Here is an 18579-nt window from a genome sequence, read left to right on the forward strand (position 1 = left end):
ACCCCAGCTAGACTGGGGATTTTTTTGTCATTCTGCTTTATTTAATTTGGACAATTATGCTTATTAATCCAATGGTTTTAAAGTATTATTAGGTATATCATTATCATAGTACAAAAGTGTTGCTTGTTTATCCTCTTTATCCCAATAACTCCATTTATCTTCTTTTTTATTATTTATATAAGTACCCTGTTTTTTCCCTTCTTGGTAATAGTATTGATCAGTTATCTTTCCATTAGAATAATTCTGTTGTAAGCCATGTTTTGTTCCTTTTTTATAAGAAACAATTGATGCTAGTGAACCATCTTGTTGCCATTCTATAGTGCGACCATCAAGTACACCTTGTTTGTATTGGTATTCTTTGTGTTTATTACCATTCTGATACCAAATAGTTTGAGTACCATGGGGCAAACTATTTATATAGTGTTGTTCACTATATTTTTTACCATTTGAATACCATGTTGTAGCTACACCATTTAAAAAACCTTTGTGATGAGGTGCTTCATAACGTTTTCTGCCCTGATCGTCATAACAAATCATGTCCCATTCATATTGATTATCTTGATAAGTAACTTTACAGATATCATATTCTGTATCAGGAATAATCCATTCTCCAATGGGTTGGTCGTTTTTATAATATCCTTGTTGAGTTATTTTGTCGTTTTTTGTCCATACCCATAAGCTTTCTTTTTTACCCTGTTGATACTGCCCAAAGTTTTTGATAATAGTATTGGATGGACTGTTATATTGAATAGAACTATATAAGCCATTAAAAGATGTCATTTTATCGAATGGTAATGTTAATTCATTAATGTCTGATAGTATGATGGTTGTTACTGTGTATGTATATTCTATAAGGTAGTTTTTAATATCAGTTATATTCAGTGAATGATCTTCAATAATAAATTTATCGCTAGCATCTTGTTTTATAAAATAGCGTATTGTTCTTGTATTTTGTGGCCCATCAAAATAGCCAATAATATTTTTAGACTCCAATTGAGTTGAATGAATTGCATTTTCAGCATATGAATTATTGATGCTGAAAAGACTGAGTAGGGTATAAATCCAAAAGAATATTTTTCTAAGCATAATGAATGTCTGGTTATACAGGTATTGGTAGATATTATCACAAGACTAGGAAAAATATTTATCTTATAAAAGTAGAATGAGTATTATTTGACATATTAGTTTTATAGTTTAATATTTCAACTATGATTGAAATATTGTGGTGATTAACTAATGAATACTAATGAAGCAGCTAAATATTTTGAATGTTTATCATCCTCTATTCGATTAGATATTTTTAGCCTATTGATTCGTTATGGAAAAGATGGGCGTGTGGCAGGGGATATTGCTAGTGAGTTAGATTTACCTGCTTCTAACTTATCTTTTCATTTAAAAGCGTTAATGCATTGTCAGCTTATTGTTGTAGAACAAGAAGGGCGGTTTTTACGTTATAGGGCTAATTTACCTTTAATGAAAGAGTTAGCAGGTTTTTTAACTAAGCAATGTTGTATCACACAATCAAAAAATTCTGCATGTTAGGTTAGTAGTTTGTTATTTATTTAGGTATTTAACCATTATTTCAATATTTCATTGATAATTGAAATAATTAAGTGAGTCGATTATGGGTTGTCCATCAGATACAAAAGTTAGGCGTTTATCATTTCTCGATCGTTATTTAACCCTATGGATTTTTACAGCAATGGTCGTAGGGGTTATTTTAGGAAGTCTTTTTACTACCTTGCCGAATCAGTTAAATTCACTCTCTGTTGGTTCTACTAATATTCCTATTGCTATTGGTTTAATCCTAATGATGTATCCTCCCTTAGCAAAGGTACGTTATGAAGAGCTGCCTAATGTTTTTTCTGATAAAAAAATATTGCTATTGTCTCTTATTCAGAATTGGCTAGTAGGTCCTGCTTTAATGTTTATTCTAGCTGTAATCTTTTTAAGGGATTATCCAGAGTACATGACAGGAGTAATTTTAATAGGATTAGCGCGTTGTATTGCGATGGTATTGGTTTGGAATCAACTGGCAGAGGGAGATAACCAATACGTAGCAGCATTAGTAGCATTTAACTCTATTTTCCAGATTGTGTTTTTTAGTGCCTTTGCTTGGTTCTATTTATCATTTTTACCCCCTTTATTTGGCTTATCAGGTAGCGTGGTTAATATTAGTTTTATTACTGTGGCAGAAGCAGTTTTTATTTATTTAGGTATTCCATTTTTAGCAGGCTTTTTAACCCGTTATTTTTTACGAAAAATTAAAGGAGATGTTTGGTATCAAACAGTTTTCTTACCTAAAATCAGCCCTATTACATTAGTGGCATTACTTTTTACCATTGTATTAATGTTTAGCTTAAAAGGTGGGGAACTTGTTAAGTTACCATTAGATGCACTACGTATTGCCATACCTTTGGTTATTTATTTTCTATTAATGTTTATATTGAGTTTTATAATGGGTAAGTTAGCAAAGGAGAGTTATCCAAAAGTAACCGCTATGTCTTTTACGGCAGCCAGTAATAATTTTGAGTTGGCCATTGCTGTGGCTATTGTTGCTTTTGGTATTACATCACCTATTGCATTTGCAGCAGTGATAGGGCCATTAGTTGAAGTACCAGTACTTATTTTATTGGTTAATGTTGCCTTATGGATTAGGAAAAAGTACTTTTAGGTTTAGTATTAATAAGCTTTCTCATAGAATAAGAGAAAGCTTATTATTGATAGAAATTACCAAGTCAAAATAGCTTGTGCTAATTGGTTGTCATTGGCTTGAGAGGTTGGAATATCTTTTCTTAACTGTTGAATAGCTGCTTCTAAATAAGCACCACGTACTTCACCATTGGAAGCAATAAAAGTAGCTGCATCATTTTTAGCATTAACAATTAATTTTGACTTTTCATCTTTACCACTACTCATTTTACTGCTAACCGTTGGCATAATTGATGTCACCAATGTAAGACCTATTGAGTAAGCAGAAGAGCCAACATCTTCTTTCTTTTCTTTGGTGGTAGTTTCTACTTTATGAGTTGAGGTAGAATTTGTTGTTGTCTCTGGTTCTATAGTAGTGCCAGATTGGTTCGCTCCTGATTGTGGAACACTTGTCATAGTGGTTTCAGCCATAGTAATAGATGTACTAAAAACTAATGCTGTAAATAATGCAGTTAATGCATTATTTTTTTTGGTATGTAACATTTTAATAACCTTAAAAAGCTTGGTTGATAAGTTTATATTATGACATTATTGATCAATAAAAGAAATTAGGCGAATGTATAAGGGAAAAAGCAAATAGCTATTCTTGAATATAAAATCATTACAATATTAGACTTTAGTCTAAAAAACATAGTGTATTAATAGATAATACTGTAAAAGTAACGGTTTTTTTGTATTACTTTAGCTTGATGATTAGGGAGTTATATTGTGTCTAGTGATATTAAACGTTATTTTGAAATATTAGAACAATTAGTGGCTGATGAGTATCAGCTAGAAGAACAATCAGATAAGCAATTTTTAAACAGAGTAAAATGGTTTAGGTATGCAGAAACTTTTTGTATAACTTGTTTAACCATAGGTTTAGTGCTATGGGTATTTGTATGGTTACAAATACCCTGGTTAAAAGACATTGCAAGTTTCTTTCTGGCATTGGCTTTCTTATCTTTTGTGATGACTTTATTAGGTGTGTCACGCACCAAAAGCAGTGCGCTAAGTGTTGCTAAATATTGTGCTGAGGCTGATGATAAATATTTAAGTTTATTAATAAGTTTACCAAAGCAGACTTTAGAGCTGGGCTGCTTAGAGATTGAACACTGTCGTAATTGGTTTATAAAAGGTTTAGGTTCCTTGGCAGGGGTAGTTGATAAGGTGGGGCTGATTCCTAGTATGTTATCAGTAGCAGCATTATATGCGATTCCTGATAAAATACCTGAATGGGCAGCACCTTTGATCGTTGTGTGTTTCATACTCTATATAGTAGTTTCTTTGTTACAGCATCGTTTAATTCGTCTTGAAAGAATGGTGTCACTTACAAAGTTAGCATTAAAATTGAAAGAAAATAATAAGACAGAGTAATAAATTTATAGTGTTATCTAAGGTTTAAAAATAGTTAAAAGGTGTATATTTTGCTTAGTAGAGGAGTAAAAATCTTATACTAAAGCAAAATTTAATTGTTAGTCTTTTTCGCTTACTATTTATAACGATTTGAATATTTTAATAAACATATGAGATAAAAAGTTGTCTACATATGCACCATTCAGTTGTCTATAAAAAAGCAACGATAATAACTAGAAGGATAAATATTATGTCATCCTTAAATACCATGAAAAGCCTAACCACCTTAACGGTTGATAATAAAACTTACCATTACTATTCTCTGGCAGAAGCTGCTAAGCAGTTGGGCGATATTAGTAAATTACCTATATCGATGAAGGTTTTATTAGAAAACTTACTGCGCTGGGAAGATGGTAGTACCGTTACCAATGATGATGTTAAGGCATTAGCTAATTGGTTAAAAGATAGTCATTCCGATCATGAGATTCAATTTCATCCTGCCCGTGTGTTAATGCAGGATTTTACGGGTGTGCCAGCGGTAGTAGATTTGGCTGCTATGCGTTCTGCTATTGCCAGTGCTGGTGGGGATCCTAAAAAAATTAATCCACTTTGTCCTGTTGATTTAGTGATTGACCATTCAGTAATGGTTGATAAATATGCTTCACCAGAAGCTTTCCAAGAGAATGTTAAGATAGAAATGGAGCGTAATGGTGAGCGTTATAGTTTTTTACGCTGGGGGCAAAAAGCCTTTAACAATTTTAGAGTAGTACCGCCAGGTACAGGTATTTGTCACCAAGTGAATTTAGAATATTTAGGGCGTAGTGTATGGACTCAAGAATTAGCAGGAAAAACCTTTGCCTATCCAGATACGCTAGTGGGTACAGACTCTCATACCACCATGATTAATGGATTGGGTGTGTTAGGTTGGGGCGTTGGTGGCATTGAAGCTGAAGCAGCTATGTTAGGTCAGCCATTATCTATGCTCATTCCTGATGTGATTGGTTTTAAATTAGTAGGTAAATTAAGAGAAGGAATTACAGCCACTGATTTAGTATTAACCATTACCCAAATGCTTCGCCAAAAAGGTGTAGTAGGTAAGTTTGTAGAATTTTATGGTGACGGCCTAGCCTATTTACCTTTAGCAGATCGTGCCACCATTGGTAATATGGCACCTGAGTATGGTGCTACCTGTGGCTTTTTCCCTGTAGATGAAGTGACTATTGATTATTTAAAATTAACAGGCAGACCAGCAGATTCGATTAAATTAGTAGAAGCTTACTGTAAAGCTCAGGGGCTATGGCGTGAAGCAGGGCATGAGCCTAACTTTACAGATACTTTATTGTTGGATATGGGCGATGTTGAAGCAAGTCTAGCAGGGCCGAAACGTCCACAAGACCGTGTTGGTTTAGCCAATGTTGGTCATGTATTTGATGATTTTATAAAAGCCCAACCACAAAAAATCGCTTCAGATACAGGTACAATTGATAAAACAGATAGTGTTGATTATGTAGTGGGAGGCAAAGCAGAGCAATTAACAACAGGTGCGATAGTGATAGCAGCTATTACCTCTTGCACTAATACCTCTAATCCTAGTGTGATGATGGCCGCAGGGTTATTGGCTAAAAAGGCAGTAGAAAAAGGTTTGCAACGTAAACCTTGGGTAAAAAGTTCTTTAGCGCCTGGCTCCAAAGTAGTAACTGATTACTATAAGGCAGCAGGTTTAACCCCTTATTTAGATGCCTTAGGTTTTAACTTAGTAGGCTATGGCTGTACTACTTGTATTGGTAACTCAGGGCCTTTATTAGCTCCTATTGAAGAAGCCATTATTAAAAGTGATTTAACCGTTGCAGCCGTGCTTTCTGGTAATAGAAACTTTGAAGGGCGTATTCATCCGTTAGTAAAAACTAATTGGTTAGCTTCGCCACCTTTAGTAGTTGCTTATGCTTTAGCGGGTAATATCAATATAGATTTAACTAAGGATTCGTTAGGTAAAGATAAACAAGGTAATCCTGTTTACTTAAAAGATATTTGGCCTACTCAACAAGAAATAGCCGAAGCAGTTAAACAAGTTTCTAGTAGTTTATTTGATAAAGAATATGCCGAAGTGTTTGCAGGTGATGAAACATGGCAAGCGATTAAAGTTCCAGATTCTCATACTTATGAATGGCAAGCTTCTTCTAGCTATATTCAAGAACCACCTTTCTTTGATCATATTAAAGATGATTTACTTAAAATTGAGAATATTAAAGATGCTCGAGTATTAGCTGTCTTTGGTGATTCAATTACCACCGACCATATTTCCCCAGCAGGTAATATTAAAGCAACCAGTCCTGCAGGTTTATACTTAAAAGGGTTAGGTATTGAACCTAAAGACTTTAACTCTTATGGCTCGCGCCGTGGTAATCATGAAGTGATGATGCGCGGTACCTTTGCCAATATTCGTATTAAAAATGAAATGCTAGGGGGGGAAGAGGGTGGTTTAACCATTCATTATCCTGATGGTGCCAAGCAACCAATTTATGATGCAGCAATGCGTTATAAATTAGAGAAAGTACCCTTAATTGTAATTGCAGGTAAAGAGTATGGTAGTGGTTCATCCCGTGACTGGGCGGCTAAAGGTACTAACTTACTAGGTGTTAAGGCAGTTATTGCAGAAAGCTATGAACGTATTCATCGTTCAAACTTAGTAGGTATGGGCGTATTACCGTTACAGTTTGAAGAAGGGCAAAATCGTAAAACACTTAACTTAATAGGCGATGAGCTATTAACTATCAGTGGCTTGGAGGGCAAACAGTTAAAGCCACGTATGCCTTTAACATTACATATTAAACGTGCTGATGGCACTACTGCACAAGCTTCTGTGATTTGTCGTATCGATACCTTAAATGAAGTAGAATACTTTAAAGCTGGCGGTATTCTTCACTATGTATTAAGGCAGTTATTAGCCTCTTAAAAACAATAGCTAGTGAGTAGCTATAAACTACTTACTAGCTTAATAGATGTTATGAACTTGGTTTTGATACTTCATCCGTTGCCGTAATTTTAAAAATAACGGGTCGTAAACCATCATTACAGCTACAAATAGCAACCCCTGGTTTATCAATCCAATCACCATAATAGAAAATGTCACTGCCATGCGAAAGCGCAAACACATATTGGTACATTGCTTTCCATGCTTCATCACATAAACCTTGAGGCTTAGCAAAATCAGCTAAATAAGTATCACCTACATTATGCATAGGACATTTGCCTAAACCTTTACAGCCATATTCTTTTGCTAACTCTTCATCAAAGGTGGTTTTTAATACCTCAATTTTACATTTCTTCATCATAATGGCTTCCTCAGGTTGTTGTATTTTTATTGTACAATGTATGAGTATTTAAACAAGTATGCACCTTTTTGACATATACTTACCTAAAGGAGAGTGTAATTATGAGTATGAAAGATCTTAAATCCATAGAATCTCTACAAGATACCCCCTTTGGTTATACCTTATCGATTATTTCTGGTAAATGGAAAATGGTTATTTTGTATTGGTTAGTTGAGGTAAAAACCGTTCGTTATAACGAGTTGAAAAGGATGATTGGTTCAATATCCCATAAAACATTAAGTGTGCAACTTAAAGAGTTAGAAGCAGATGGTTTAATTATTCGTAAAGAGTATCCACAAATACCACCTAAGGTGGAATATAGTTTGTCAGAAAAGGGCTGGTCACTGTATCCACTAATGCAAGCTATTTGTGAGTGGGGAGAACAACATGCACCAAATTAATCGTTTAGTGATAACCAATATAAATTAATAAAATAAAACTGATAGCTCGGTAGTACTTTATATAGCTGTTATTTAGGCGGATTAAACCATTTACTAACAGTCGGTGCTTGGTAGTTGTGCATTTTTTCTAGGAGTTGTTTTGGGTCGCTTTCGCTGATTAGTAGCTGGCGGTGTTCTGGTTTCATAAATTGGGCAGCAATTACGCTATCTAAAAAGTCTGTTAACTTATCGTAGAAACCATTTATATTAAGTACGGCACAAGGCTTTTTATGAAAATCTAGTTGTGACCATGTGAGCATTTCAAAGAGTTCTTCAAAGGTGCCTATGCCACCTGGCAGGGCGATAAAGCCATCGGCTAGTTCAGCCATTTTAGCTTTACGTTGGTGCATGGATTCAACAATGTGTAAATCAGTTAAACCTTGATGTGCCATATTGGGTTTGTCTGCAAGGCGTTGTGGAATAATGCCGATTACTTTGCCGCCTGCGGCTAATACTGCATCAGCAATAGCACCCATTAAACCGATGGTAGTGCCACCATAGATAAGGGTAATATTGTGTTTTGCAAGTGTAGTGCCTAGTTGTTTAGCTTGTTCTATATAAATAGGGTTATTCCCTGTATTTGACCCACAAAAAACACAAATACGTTGCATGGTTTTCTCTTATTTAATAAATGTGATTTTTATTATAACTTATTTATTTAGCTTGTTTAAGAAAGCGTGTGAGTAGTTGTTTAGGTGAATTCTGTACAGAAAGTTTAGCTTTCTTATTTTTTCTGTGCTTTAAAGCTATTAAAAAATTTTTGGTGTTCTATGGGATATATTTTACTATTTTCTATTAAATCAGGTTTACTAAGAGTATAAACTCTATAGAGTCTGCATCAGGGTTTTCATGGCGCTGGATTGTTATGTTGCAATTTAGAATGGTGAAGTAGTTCAGTAAGTTGCACGACAATAGTCTCCTTTATTGGAGTGTTGGTGTATCAGTTTTTTTGGCTTGTTGTTGTAAGTAGTCTTGTAAAAAATCTTTTACGTTAGCTTTTTTAGACAGTTCAGTATCAAGACGTAAAATAAACTCTTTATTTGATTGAGGCGGGTAAAATAGCGCTTTATCATTATTAATAATAATAAAAAGATTATAAATTTCATTATTTTTGGTAATAGTAAAGCGTTGTTGTGTGTACATATGAATAGTTCGAGTGGTAACAAAAATATGGCCATCTAGTATTTGTTGAGGATTATTAAATTGTATTAAGTAAGTATTATTTGTAGGGTCATTTATTCTTAATAATTTAATAATAGTGGAATGTGAACCTGTAAAAACTAATAAGTTTTCAGCAGGATGTAGTGATGCCATTTGTCGATCTAATACTTGTTGTTTATACCACCAACCACCTATTCCTAAGGTAATCAGTAGTAGTATAGTGAATATACTGGCAAAGATTTTTTTAGTTTTTGTAAAGATAGGGGGCTTTATTGTTAGTTTGCTCTCTATGTTAGCATTAGCTTGAGAAGTAATATCATTAGTTGTTAAATAAGGTTTTGCAAACTTCTCTAAGTTTTCTAATATTTGATTAGCTGCTTTTTCAGTGGCTAAACCATAAACATCTAACCAGTGACGATTAGTAAGATGATATTCTAAATTTTCATTCGGTAAAATATCATCAATTTTAACAGGTATAACAGGTTTTTTATGGTTAGAGGCAAGGGTTAATTCGTGGGTAATTTCTGGGGAAAGATTGGCGTATTTAGAGAGAATCAATACTATTAGTTTTGATTCTCTAATGGCTAACGCAGTTGCTTTAGGGCACTCCATCCCTGCTGGAATGTCACGTGGAGCATACCAACAACGTAGTTTATTATTTTCTAGTTTATTAACCAGTGCATCAACAAAACTTTTATCTTTGGTAGAGTAACTAACAAAAACATCGAAATTAGTCTGTTTGGCTGCTTGCTCAATTATTTTATAGAGTAATTTAAAGATTTTATCGTTTAAAATGCCATAATCACCATTAGCATATTGTAATAAATAGTCGCCTGCTTTGCCTGTGAGCTTGTCTCCATTGTATAAAGTTACTTGGCAATCCTCGGTTATGGTGAGTGCATAAGCTTGAATAGGGTGAGTAGTATAGGTGCCATCTTCTCCCATTTTAGTTGGGGGAATGGGATTGTAGCTATCAGTAAAATGTCCGCGTTTAACAGCCCATGTTTCTTCTGCTATACCTGTTACCAGTGCATCCCCTTTATAATAGCGAACAGTTCCTTCTAATGTTTGTAAACTACCTGCTTGTTTAGCAAAGATTGCTTGCACGGTGACAATATTCTTTTCAACTTTAAAACTGCCATCTGTTTGTGCTAATTTTATCGAGGTATAGTCCATCATATTACAATCTTACTTGCTAAAGGTTCGTTATTTGCTAATAGGTATCTTATAGCGTGTAGTGTAGATTGGGAATAGACTAATATTAATTTAAGATTAAAAGTGATGGGTAAGTAGGGTGAGGCCTTGTTATCTTAAGATAACAGGGCCTGAAACTAATTTTTTGGCTGTTATAGTGACGCAGCCTTAAATGAGAGATAGGTTGAAAAAAGGGAGTAGTGCAATAAAATAACGAATTGGAGAAAACGAAGACCTATATCTTTTATCTGTTTAGCTAAGAAGTATAGGTTATTTTAATATTACAGCTTTACATCTACTCCCTTTAATCGAGACTGAGTATAAAGAGTAAACTAATGTTGGCGATGTTAGACTTTTGTCTAGTAAGGATATAGGTGAAGGGATAACTATTTTAATTAGTTATTATTTTAGTTGATATTGTTTTTTTCTATTATAAAGTAGGAAATTGCTATACTAAATTAATAATAAGTGTAGCAATTTATCTAAAATAACAGTAGTTATTTGTATTAATTAGATTTATTGAGACCTCCCAAAAAATCACTTAAATTTTGATCTACCTTCCCCTCGTATTCATTAATAACATCCGCAAGACTAGGGTTAGATTTAACTTTGCCATTTACAATCACTAAAGGAGCAGGTAGGTTTATGACATAGTTAACCTGTTCTTGTAATTGTTCTCTTTGTTCTTTAGTAAGATCAGTTGCATCTGATCTAATACTAAAAGAGTTTGAGCGACGATTAGGGATATTTTTTTCTTTTAGTTTGGAAGATAACCAATCCGCTTGTTTTGCTTGATAAGAAGGACAGTTAACAGGTGCTAGTATTACAATGCCATCAGTACCAGCAATATTAACAGGAATATCAATAAATCCATTGCTATTGGTTCGTTGCTCAATATGCTGTACTACATCATAAGTTGATTTTTGGCATTTATAGAAACCAAAAGCGCAGATTAAAATAATGATTGCACCAATAATAAATTTCATCTATTTATCCCTTATAAATCGTTGTATTACAAAACCGTTGTTTGTACTTAATTAATATTTAAAAGATATTCTTTAATATTATTTCTAGCATAGTTTATTACATGAAATATTACATGTAAATATTTTATTGTGATGATTTTATAGTAAATGCTAAAGCCTGTTTTCTAAGTAACTTGGGGTAATGTATTAATAAACGTAGCTTACGTTATAAAAGAATGCTAAAAGATTTAGTATCATTAATAAAGAGGCTAGCTTATACAGCTAGCATTTTTAATTTTTTATAAGCCATAGCTATTTATAGTTATGGCTTTTTTATTGATTAAATCAAGCGATTAAATTGCATTTTTACATGGTAAATCGCATGGTTTAGTGCTGGGTTGGCGCGTTTGGCTAGGAACTCTTCGGCTAGTTGGTAAATAGCTATATTAAGGTCTTCTAGTTCGTCAAGATTAAGATAGAGTTGGAGAGTGTGAAAGAGTGTAGCGTTTTCTGCTTTTAGACTAAGTAGTTGGTTATTGTTTTGCAATGACATGGTTCAGCTCCCTGTGTTTATGGAATAACAGGGCTGCCACTAATCTTTCTACAAATTAGGGGGCAGCCGCACACGGGGTAGAAAACCGACCAGGAAGCTAATCGGCACACCCGAAGGTGTCCCGCGTACGACTGCCATTACAGTTTTGCTAGGCAATAAATTACCTAACGCATCAAAATGAAATTTTCGTACGTGCTTCCTGAGCCGAGTTTCTACGCTCGGGTTACTGGATTTACAGTTTTGCTAGGCAATAAATTACCTAACGCATCAAAATGAAATTTTCGTACGTGCTTCCTGAGCCGAGTTTCTACGCTCGGGTTACTGGATTTACAGCAACTTTATATAGCATAAGGGGAGCGGGGGGAGGTGTCAATGGGATATAAAAGGCTTAATAGAAATTTAGTTTTTTCTTTTTATGATAGGTAGTTTATTTAGATGTAATATTAAATCTTTTAAAAATAGTTCTTTTGTTTCTTTGCTACGTGGGTCTTTTCTTATGAAATTGTCCACTGATTTTTGAGTTATAAAGTGTTCATTTTTAATGTATTGGTTTTTCCAATCAAGTGCCTGATAGTTAATATACTCTAATAAATCATTTGATAGTTGAATAGAGTCTCGAGATAAGCTTCCTCTACATAGTTGTATTTTAATTAAGTCCCATTGATTATCTGTTATGGGGTTGTTACCTATATTAGCTATAATAAATATTGGTGCTAATTTAATGATTAAGAATACTCTTTCTGGAATTTGTTCCAGTCGTATAGCATCAGTATTTGTTCCACGATAATTGAAGTTCTTTATTGGGATATATGTATATTCATTTTGCTTAGATTCAGATAGCTTCATACCTAGACCATAATGTAAAAACGAATGAGTTAAATTTTTACTGGTTTTAATTTGCTCATCAGAGAAATTAGAGACAAAAACCATGTATAGGTTATGAGTTTGTACATCTTTTCTATTTCCTAAAAGATAAGATTTCCATATACTTTCAATTCGATTAATAATTTCTTTTTGAAAGGGATATTTTTCAAATAAAGTATTAAATTCATTTTCAAGTTGGTAGACCTTAATCGCTCTCCAAGCTATAGAACAAGCAAATTTATGTAGTTGTTCAGTATCATATTGAAATATTGATTTATCTATTTGTTGTTCAGTATTTATACATTGAGTAGTGAATAGGTTTTGAGCAAAGTATCTTTCATAGTTTGAAAATTTTTGTTCACACTCGCTGCAAAGCAAGTCATAAACTTCTGGATTTTGTGTAACTTTATCTGGGTTTGTAGAAATTCGATATTGTCTTATTCCTCCAAATGCTCTTTGAAGATGTTTTAATAAGAAGTTGGGATATACTGTATGACTTCGCCTCAGTAATTTCTTTTTTCCACAGAGTGCACACTTAGATTTTTTTGAAGGTTTAACCATAAGATAACCTATTATAGAATATATAAAATGTTTTAAGTTTTATATTCTGATAATTATATAGTATTACTTTTCTTAATTTAATTGATTATGCTCGTTTATTAGAGCTTTAATTTCTCGTAATGGATTATAATATTAATTATATTTAATACTTCTCAAGTATTTTATGGAAATTTTTATATGAAGCGATTTCTACTCCTAGTTATCTTATGTTTTGCCTCTTTGCTAGCTTATGCTGATAGTTGTCTACCACCTAAAAAACAAGATATATATTTAGACTCTAAAAAATCAGATCAGCAAATAATTTATTTTGGTGGTAGGTATTCAATCAATATATCGCTTTCTACCAAAGTTATTTTTTCTAATGATATGCTTGCTTATATCTATGATAAAGATAAACATTTTGTTATTCATGGCGATAGTGAGGCTAGTGAAGAAAATAAACAAGAAACTCTGCAAGCTTTTGGGCTGAGTGCTGATAAATCAGAAAATATGTTAAGGAAATCCTATGATATTTGTGGTGGAACTATAACGCAATTTAATATTAAGGGAATGACTGAAATAGTTATTGGTATTGATTCAACGGTTAGTGGTAGACCAAATACCATGGTTTATTTATTTAATGAGGTATCTCCTTATATTGAGCAGATTCAGTTTTTAAATTTTTCTAAAGAGGAGATCAAAGAAGTATTATCTAGTCTAAAAAATACGACAAGGAAGTAAACAATGGATTTATATGATGAAGAGAATATAAGAACAATATTAGTTGGCTTATATGGAAATCAAGCAAGTAGTTGGCCTATTACTGAAAATACAGCACATATTGTTTTGAAGATGATAGTTGAATCAAAAGCATGTTCTAGTGCTATAGATTATGTGCCTGGCCCTATACCTGTACAAGCGCCTAATATGATTAGAAAAGTATTAACTAATGAAGCCAAAAAACTTATAAAAAGTTTTGCAGATGATAAAACTAATCTTCATTGTTTGAATTCAACAGCCCGTAATTTTAGATCAACTTTACAGCTTTCTGGTTATTAATATTATTTTTTAAATAGAGCAGATAAGTTTATAAAAAATAAATAATAGTAGTTTTAACCACTTAGTCAGGTTTCCAACCCCGTAACCCCTGCAAAATAACCTTACGACCCAGTATGGCTACTGGATAATCGTGATGCCCATAGTCGTTAGCCGAAGCGGCTATGTTTGGTGGCCTATTTTTTTGAAGTAGATAACCACAAGAAGGTATTAAAAATAAGGTTATTTTAAAATGTCACAAGATTTCACAACAAACAATGGCATGATTACTGCGGCTTTTGCGCAGCAGTTTCACGATGCTTTCGATATTGAATCACAACAAAAAGAATCCCGTTTTGTGCAGGCGGTGTATAACCGTGGCAAGATTCAGGGTTATTCTTTTACTGTTAATGATATGGCTTCCATTGAGATGGAGCAGGTTACGGGCCGTTTTGAGGATACTAAGTGGAGTGTACCAGAGACGGGTTCTCGCTTAGTAACAATGGCTGATTATGGTTTGCATGTACCGATTGAACCACGCGATTTACCCAAACTTTTAGCTGATCCACAAGGGGCTTATATGTCTAACTTGGTGGCGGCTAATAATCGTTTAAAAGATAAGGTTATTTATCGTGGTTTGTTGGATGCGATTAAACGTAAAACATCACAAAACGGTGCTTATAGCGATGCTGTATTACCAGCAGCGCAAAAAATCTTAGCAGGTGGTGAGGGTATTACTAAGGCTAAGATTATTAAGGCTAAGGCGCTTTTCCGTAAGAATGAGTGTGATGAAAAAATGGGTGAGAAGTTATATATCGCTTATAACGCGGATATGTTGGAAACCATTTTGAATGATACGACGTTGACCAGTGCAGATTTCTTGAAAGTGGAGATGTTGCAAGATGGTGCGGTAGCGACTAATTGGCTTGGCTTTAATTGGGTGCCTTACGAGGCATTGGATAGTGCTGAGGGCGTTTATACGACGGTAGCTTGGTGTTCAAGTGCTGCTCATTTCGGTGCAGGTAATGATTATAAGACTGATGTGGGTGTGCGTCGTGATAAGAATAATGCGATTCAAATTTCTGTGATGTCTTCTTATGGCGCAGGTCGTGCTAATGAGAAGAAGGTAGTCGCTATTGAGTTCGCTGAGTAGTTTTTTTTACTTGCCTGTAGCAGGGGCTTTGTTAGCCCTTGCTGCTGGTTAGTTAGAGGAGATGAGGTGAAGTATGTCGACTGCTAATTCAGGTGTTTCTGTTTGTTCTAATGCGTTGTTGATGTTGGGCGCTCAGCCTATTAATGATTTTACTGAGGGTAATGATCGGGCGCGGTTGGCAGCTAATTTGTACCCTGGGGTGCGTGATTCGTTGTTACGGGAACATCCTTGGAGTTGCGCTATTAAACGGGTGTTGTTGGCGCATGATGTGCAGAAGCCACCGTTTGGTTATAGGTTTAGTTTTACCTTGCCTGCGGATTATGTGCGGGTTTTGTCGGTGGGTGATGAGGGCGAGTCGATTGATTATTTAATTGAGGAGCGACGTATTTTAGCGAATGTGACTTCTTTGAAGTTGCGTTATGTTTTTCAGAATACGGATATTGCTACCTATGATTCGTTGTTGGTGAATTTGTTGGAGTTGGCGATGGCAGCGAAGATGGCTTATGCCATTACACAGTCTACTTCGATGGCGCAGTATCGGTTGCAGGAGTATCAGTTGGCTTTAAGAACCGCTAAGGCGTTAAATGGTTTGGAGTACCCTGCGGATACGTTGGGTAATTCTCCTCTGTTGGAGGAGCGGTTAAATGGCTAAGTTGTCGCTGATTCAAACCAATTTTACTGCAGGTGAGTTGTCGCCTCGCTTAATGGGACGGGTTGATATTGCACGTTATCAGAATGGTGCGAAACGTTTAGAAAATGCGTTGGTGGCCGTACAGGGTGGGGTGATGCGTACTTGGGGTACGGAGTATGTTCAGGCTACTAAGTACAGTGATAAGAAGGTGCGGTTAATTCCTTATGTCTTTAACCGTGAGCAGGCTTATATGGTGGAGTTTGGTGATAAGTATATTCGGGTGTTTAAGGATAATCAGCAAACGGCTGAGTTGGAGTCGCCCTATACAGAAGCTATGTTGCCACATATTAGTTATGTACAAGGGGCTGATACGATGTTTTTGGCACATCAGGCTTTGCCTATTTATCGTTTAAGACGCTTAGCGGATGATAGTTGGCTTATTTCTGAAGCACCTTTTTTGGTGAAGCCGTTTGATGAGGTGGGGGAGCGGCCTGATATTAAGTTGAAGTTGGAGCAGGAAGTAATCACAAATCCCACTGAGGAGGATAAGAAGAAGTATACCGCTACCTTGGAGGCGGATTTCTTTTTAGCCGCAGATGTGGGGCGAAATATTATTTGTGGTCCTGGTATTGCTGAGATTACGTCTTTTGTTAATCGTAAAACGGTTAAGGTAAAGGTAAGTTCAGCATTTAATGAAAATGAGATTGAGGGTAAGCAATGGCAGTTGGAGGGAAGCCCACAAACTAAGTGTGCGAGTAATCTTAAGGAGCCTATTGGGCAAGAAGTGAGCCTAACATTAGACGTGGCTGGTTGGCGTGAATCTGATGTAGGCAAGTATGTACGCTTAAATAAGGGGCTTTGTTTAATCACTAAGTTTACAAATAATTCTTCAGTTCAAGCGGAAATTAAAACAGTACTTTCTGCTACTGCTAAAGTGCCAGCGAATGCTTGGAGTTTGGAGACTGTAGTGTGGAATGAGGATTATGGCTATCCTGCTGCGGTTACGTTGCATAATCAGCGTTTGTATTGTGGTGGTAGTTATGAGAAACCACAAACTATTTGGATGAGTAAGATTGCTGAGTATTTGAATTTTGAGTTGTCAACGGATGATGACGATGCAGCGACTTTTACTATTTCATCGGATCAGATTAATCCCATTGTGCATTTAACGCAGTTGGATAATCCTGTGGTGCTGAGTTATGGCGGTGAGTTTTCGATGTCTGGTTCGGCTGCTAAGAGTGCTATTACGCCCACTAATGTGCAGATAAAAAATCATTCTACTTATGGTTGTAACGGTGTTAAGCCTGTACGTATTGGTAATCAGTTGTTTTTTATGCAGCGTTCGGGGCGTAAGTTACGTTCAACTGCTTATGATGCAACCAGTGATTCGATGATTGCCACTGATGCTTCTATTTTATCTGAGCATATTACAGAGGGTGGCATTGTAGATATGGCCTATCAGCAAGAGCCTGAATCTGTGTTGTGGTTGGTGCGGGCAGATGGGCAAATTGCTACCTTAACGGTGGATGCGTCGCAAGAGGTGTTGGCTTGGTCGAGACAGTTTACGGATGGCGATTATGAGTCTATTGCTACTATTCCTAATGGCGTGGCTGATGAGGTGTGGGTGGTTGTTAAGCGGCAGATTAATGGTGAGTCTGTGCGTTATATAGAACGCTTTAATGCTGATGTTTATAGCCATTGTTGTAAGCAATTTAGTAGTGAGCAAGGTCAACGGGTATTTACAGGTTTGGAACATCTGGAAGGTAAGACGGTGGATGTGGTGGCTGATGGTGCGGTGATGCAACGTCGTCAGGTGGTAAATGGTGCTATTAACATTGAACGTGCTGCTTATAAGGTGGTGGTGGGTTTGCCTTATAAAACTTCCGTAGAAACATTGGATATTGAAATACAAGGCAGTACTGGAACAGTGCAGGGGAGTAATAAACGTGTGGGGGAAGTGGTACTCAGGTTTATGACGACTACGGGTTGCTCTGTGAATGGTGATGTATTGCCATTCCGTAATTTTGGCGAGGAGGTGTTGGATAAGCCTGCACCTATGTTTACGGGTGATTATAAGATTGAGTCGTTAGGTTGGAATAATAGTATCACCATCGAACAGGATCAGCCATTGCCTTTCTATCTGTTAGCAGTGATTAAGAAGGTTACGGTTAATGATTAAGGTGAGAGAAGCAACATTAGCGGATGTAGAAACCATTGTAGAGCTGGGTAAGCAGTTACAGCAAAGTTCTGCTTATGCTGCTAAGAGTTTTAGCGAAGCTAAAGCTAATTCGGTGGTAGCGATGATGGTGGATAGTGAATCAGATAATGCTTTGGTGGCGGAGGAGGATGAGCAAATCATCGGTTTCTTTTTAGGCGGTTTAACCTATGAATGGTTTTCTGATGATTTGTTAGGTTTTGATTATTCAGTGTATGTAGTACCTGAAAAGCGTAATGGTAGAGCAGCTATTAAGTTATTTAAGGCTTTTGAAGCATGGGCTAAAGCGAAAGGTGCTGTGGGTATGCAGGCAGGTATTACAACAAATATTAATATTGAAGGTAATCGCCGTTTTTACCATTTTTTAGGGTATCAAGATGGTGGTGTCTTATTTGAGAAGAGGTTATAGG

Annotated in this window: 19 protein-coding genes; 11 read left to right on the forward strand and 8 right to left on the reverse strand. The window is 35.6% G+C overall.

Annotated elements, in window-relative coordinates:
* Positions 1-63: 63 nt before the first annotated feature.
* On the reverse strand, positions 64-1086 hold the full coding sequence (locus tag ACQVD9_RS06685) for a toxin-antitoxin system YwqK family antitoxin (protein ID WP_264745278.1): 1023 nt from the start codon (positions 1084-1086) through the stop codon (positions 64-66).
* A 150-nt stretch (positions 1087-1236) separates the two neighbouring features.
* Between ACQVD9_RS06685 and ACQVD9_RS06690 the strand changes: the two genes are divergently transcribed.
* Positions 1237-1542, forward strand: coding sequence for an ArsR/SmtB family transcription factor (locus tag ACQVD9_RS06690; RefSeq protein WP_264745279.1), 306 nt, complete (start codon positions 1237-1239; stop codon positions 1540-1542).
* Between the two features lie 82 nt (positions 1543-1624).
* Positions 1625-2674, forward strand: coding sequence for an ACR3 family arsenite efflux transporter (gene arsB, locus ACQVD9_RS06695; RefSeq protein ID WP_264745280.1), 1050 nt, complete (start codon positions 1625-1627; stop codon positions 2672-2674).
* A gap of 56 nt (positions 2675-2730) precedes the next feature.
* Here the strand turns inward: arsB and ACQVD9_RS06700 are convergent, their stop codons facing one another.
* Positions 2731-3195, reverse strand: a complete 465-nt coding sequence (locus ACQVD9_RS06700) for a DUF2388 domain-containing protein (protein ID WP_264745281.1) — start codon at positions 3193-3195, stop codon at positions 2731-2733.
* 225 nt (positions 3196-3420) lie between these two features.
* On the opposite strand from ACQVD9_RS06700, the gene ACQVD9_RS06705 reads away from it, so the two are divergent.
* Together ACQVD9_RS06705 and acnA are read left to right on the forward strand one after the other, a co-directional pair.
* Positions 3421-4068: a hypothetical protein gene (locus tag ACQVD9_RS06705; protein ID WP_264745282.1), complete on the forward strand. Its 648-nt coding sequence runs from the start codon at positions 3421-3423 to the stop codon at positions 4066-4068.
* Positions 4069-4297: 229 nt separating this feature from the next.
* Complete coding sequence (gene acnA, locus ACQVD9_RS06710; protein WP_264745283.1) at positions 4298-7000, forward strand: aconitate hydratase AcnA; 2703 nt, start codon at positions 4298-4300, stop codon at positions 6998-7000.
* Positions 7001-7049: 49 nt separating this feature from the next.
* On the opposite strand, the gene ACQVD9_RS06715 is transcribed toward acnA, so the two are convergent.
* Positions 7050-7379 (reverse strand): TIGR04076 family protein, encoded by a 330-nt coding sequence (locus ACQVD9_RS06715; protein WP_264745284.1) that lies wholly within the window; start codon positions 7377-7379, stop codon positions 7050-7052.
* Positions 7380-7480: 101 nt separating this feature from the next.
* Here ACQVD9_RS06715 and ACQVD9_RS06720 point away from each other — a divergent pair, with 101 nt between their 5' ends.
* Positions 7481-7819: a winged helix-turn-helix transcriptional regulator gene (locus tag ACQVD9_RS06720; protein WP_319804729.1), complete on the forward strand. Its 339-nt coding sequence runs from the start codon at positions 7481-7483 to the stop codon at positions 7817-7819.
* Positions 7820-7887: 68 nt separating this feature from the next.
* On the opposite strand, the gene ACQVD9_RS06725 is transcribed toward ACQVD9_RS06720, so the two are convergent.
* From ACQVD9_RS06725 to ACQVD9_RS06745, 5 genes are all read right to left on the reverse strand, one after another.
* Entirely contained in the window at positions 7888-8469 is a 582-nt protein-coding gene (locus tag ACQVD9_RS06725; RefSeq protein WP_264745285.1) for an LOG family protein, read from the reverse strand.
* 310 nt (positions 8470-8779) lie between these two features.
* Entirely contained in the window at positions 8780-10198 is a 1419-nt protein-coding gene (locus tag ACQVD9_RS06730) for a TIR domain-containing protein (RefSeq protein WP_264745286.1), read from the reverse strand.
* Positions 10199-10719: 521 nt separating this feature from the next.
* Positions 10720-11199: a hypothetical protein gene (locus ACQVD9_RS06735; RefSeq protein WP_264745287.1), complete on the reverse strand. Its 480-nt coding sequence runs from the start codon at positions 11197-11199 to the stop codon at positions 10720-10722.
* 319 nt (positions 11200-11518) lie between these two features.
* A complete protein-coding gene (locus ACQVD9_RS06740; RefSeq protein ID WP_264745288.1) occupies positions 11519-11731 on the reverse strand; it encodes a hypothetical protein in 213 nt (70 codons plus the stop codon).
* A 399-nt stretch (positions 11732-12130) separates the two neighbouring features.
* Complete coding sequence (locus tag ACQVD9_RS06745; protein WP_264745289.1) at positions 12131-13156, reverse strand: hypothetical protein; 1026 nt, start codon at positions 13154-13156, stop codon at positions 12131-12133.
* A gap of 177 nt (positions 13157-13333) precedes the next feature.
* On the opposite strand from ACQVD9_RS06745, the gene ACQVD9_RS06750 reads away from it, so the two are divergent.
* The 6 genes from ACQVD9_RS06750 (at position 13334) to ACQVD9_RS06775 (ending at position 18578) form a co-directional block, all read left to right on the forward strand.
* Complete coding sequence (locus ACQVD9_RS06750) at positions 13334-13876, forward strand: hypothetical protein (RefSeq protein ID WP_264745290.1); 543 nt, start codon at positions 13334-13336, stop codon at positions 13874-13876.
* A 3-nt stretch (positions 13877-13879) separates the two neighbouring features.
* Complete coding sequence (locus ACQVD9_RS06755) at positions 13880-14194, forward strand: hypothetical protein (protein ID WP_264745291.1); 315 nt, start codon at positions 13880-13882, stop codon at positions 14192-14194.
* Between the two features lie 229 nt (positions 14195-14423).
* Positions 14424-15323 (forward strand): phage capsid protein, encoded by a 900-nt coding sequence (locus tag ACQVD9_RS06760; RefSeq protein ID WP_264745292.1) that lies wholly within the window; start codon positions 14424-14426, stop codon positions 15321-15323.
* Between the two features lie 73 nt (positions 15324-15396).
* Entirely contained in the window at positions 15397-15975 is a 579-nt protein-coding gene (locus tag ACQVD9_RS06765) for a phage connector family protein (RefSeq protein ID WP_264745293.1), read from the forward strand.
* Complete coding sequence (locus ACQVD9_RS06770; RefSeq protein ID WP_264745294.1) at positions 15968-18133, forward strand: phage tail protein; 2166 nt, start codon at positions 15968-15970, stop codon at positions 18131-18133. The genes ACQVD9_RS06765 and ACQVD9_RS06770 overlap by 8 nt, the downstream gene beginning before the upstream one ends.
* Positions 18126-18578: a GNAT family N-acetyltransferase gene (locus ACQVD9_RS06775; protein ID WP_264745295.1), complete on the forward strand. Its 453-nt coding sequence runs from the start codon at positions 18126-18128 to the stop codon at positions 18576-18578. Before ACQVD9_RS06770 ends, ACQVD9_RS06775 begins: the two co-directional genes overlap by 8 nt.
* Position 18579: the final 1 nt, after the last annotated feature.

The sequence above is a fragment of the Entomomonas sp. E7T21 genome (assembly GCF_058693955.1).

Excerpts from the sequence above, each read along its gene's own strand:
- ACQVD9_RS06700 (WP_264745281.1), bottom strand. The coding sequence starts at position 3,195 with ATGTTACATACCAAAAAAAATAATGCATTAACTGCATTATTTACAGCA.
- ACQVD9_RS06735 (WP_264745287.1), bottom strand. The coding sequence starts at position 11,199 with ATGAAATTTATTATTGGTGCAATCATTATTTTAATCTGCGCTTTTGGT.
- ACQVD9_RS06725 (WP_264745285.1), bottom strand. The coding sequence starts at position 8,469 with ATGCAACGTATTTGTGTTTTTTGTGGGTCAAATACAGGGAATAACCCT.
- ACQVD9_RS06690 (WP_264745279.1), top strand. The coding sequence starts at position 1,237 with ATGAATACTAATGAAGCAGCTAAATATTTTGAATGTTTATCATCCTCT.
- ACQVD9_RS06775 (WP_264745295.1), top strand. The coding sequence starts at position 18,126 with ATGATTAAGGTGAGAGAAGCAACATTAGCGGATGTAGAAACCATTGTA.
- ACQVD9_RS06715 (WP_264745284.1), bottom strand. The coding sequence starts at position 7,379 with ATGATGAAGAAATGTAAAATTGAGGTATTAAAAACCACCTTTGATGAA.
- ACQVD9_RS06755 (WP_264745291.1), top strand. The coding sequence starts at position 13,880 with ATGGATTTATATGATGAAGAGAATATAAGAACAATATTAGTTGGCTTA.
- ACQVD9_RS06770 (WP_264745294.1), top strand. The coding sequence starts at position 15,968 with ATGGCTAAGTTGTCGCTGATTCAAACCAATTTTACTGCAGGTGAGTTG.
- ACQVD9_RS06745 (WP_264745289.1), bottom strand. The coding sequence starts at position 13,156 with ATGGTTAAACCTTCAAAAAAATCTAAGTGTGCACTCTGTGGAAAAAAG.
- ACQVD9_RS06720 (WP_319804729.1), top strand. The coding sequence starts at position 7,481 with ATGAGTATGAAAGATCTTAAATCCATAGAATCTCTACAAGATACCCCC.
- ACQVD9_RS06685 (WP_264745278.1), bottom strand. The coding sequence starts at position 1,086 with ATGCTTAGAAAAATATTCTTTTGGATTTATACCCTACTCAGTCTTTTC.
- ACQVD9_RS06750 (WP_264745290.1), top strand. The coding sequence starts at position 13,334 with ATGAAGCGATTTCTACTCCTAGTTATCTTATGTTTTGCCTCTTTGCTA.
- ACQVD9_RS06730 (WP_264745286.1), bottom strand. The coding sequence starts at position 10,198 with ATGATGGACTATACCTCGATAAAATTAGCACAAACAGATGGCAGTTTT.
- acnA (WP_264745283.1), top strand. The coding sequence starts at position 4,298 with ATGTCATCCTTAAATACCATGAAAAGCCTAACCACCTTAACGGTTGAT.
- arsB (WP_264745280.1), top strand. The coding sequence starts at position 1,625 with ATGGGTTGTCCATCAGATACAAAAGTTAGGCGTTTATCATTTCTCGAT.
- ACQVD9_RS06765 (WP_264745293.1), top strand. The coding sequence starts at position 15,397 with ATGTCGACTGCTAATTCAGGTGTTTCTGTTTGTTCTAATGCGTTGTTG.
- ACQVD9_RS06760 (WP_264745292.1), top strand. The coding sequence starts at position 14,424 with ATGTCACAAGATTTCACAACAAACAATGGCATGATTACTGCGGCTTTT.
- ACQVD9_RS06740 (WP_264745288.1), bottom strand. The coding sequence starts at position 11,731 with ATGTCATTGCAAAACAATAACCAACTACTTAGTCTAAAAGCAGAAAAC.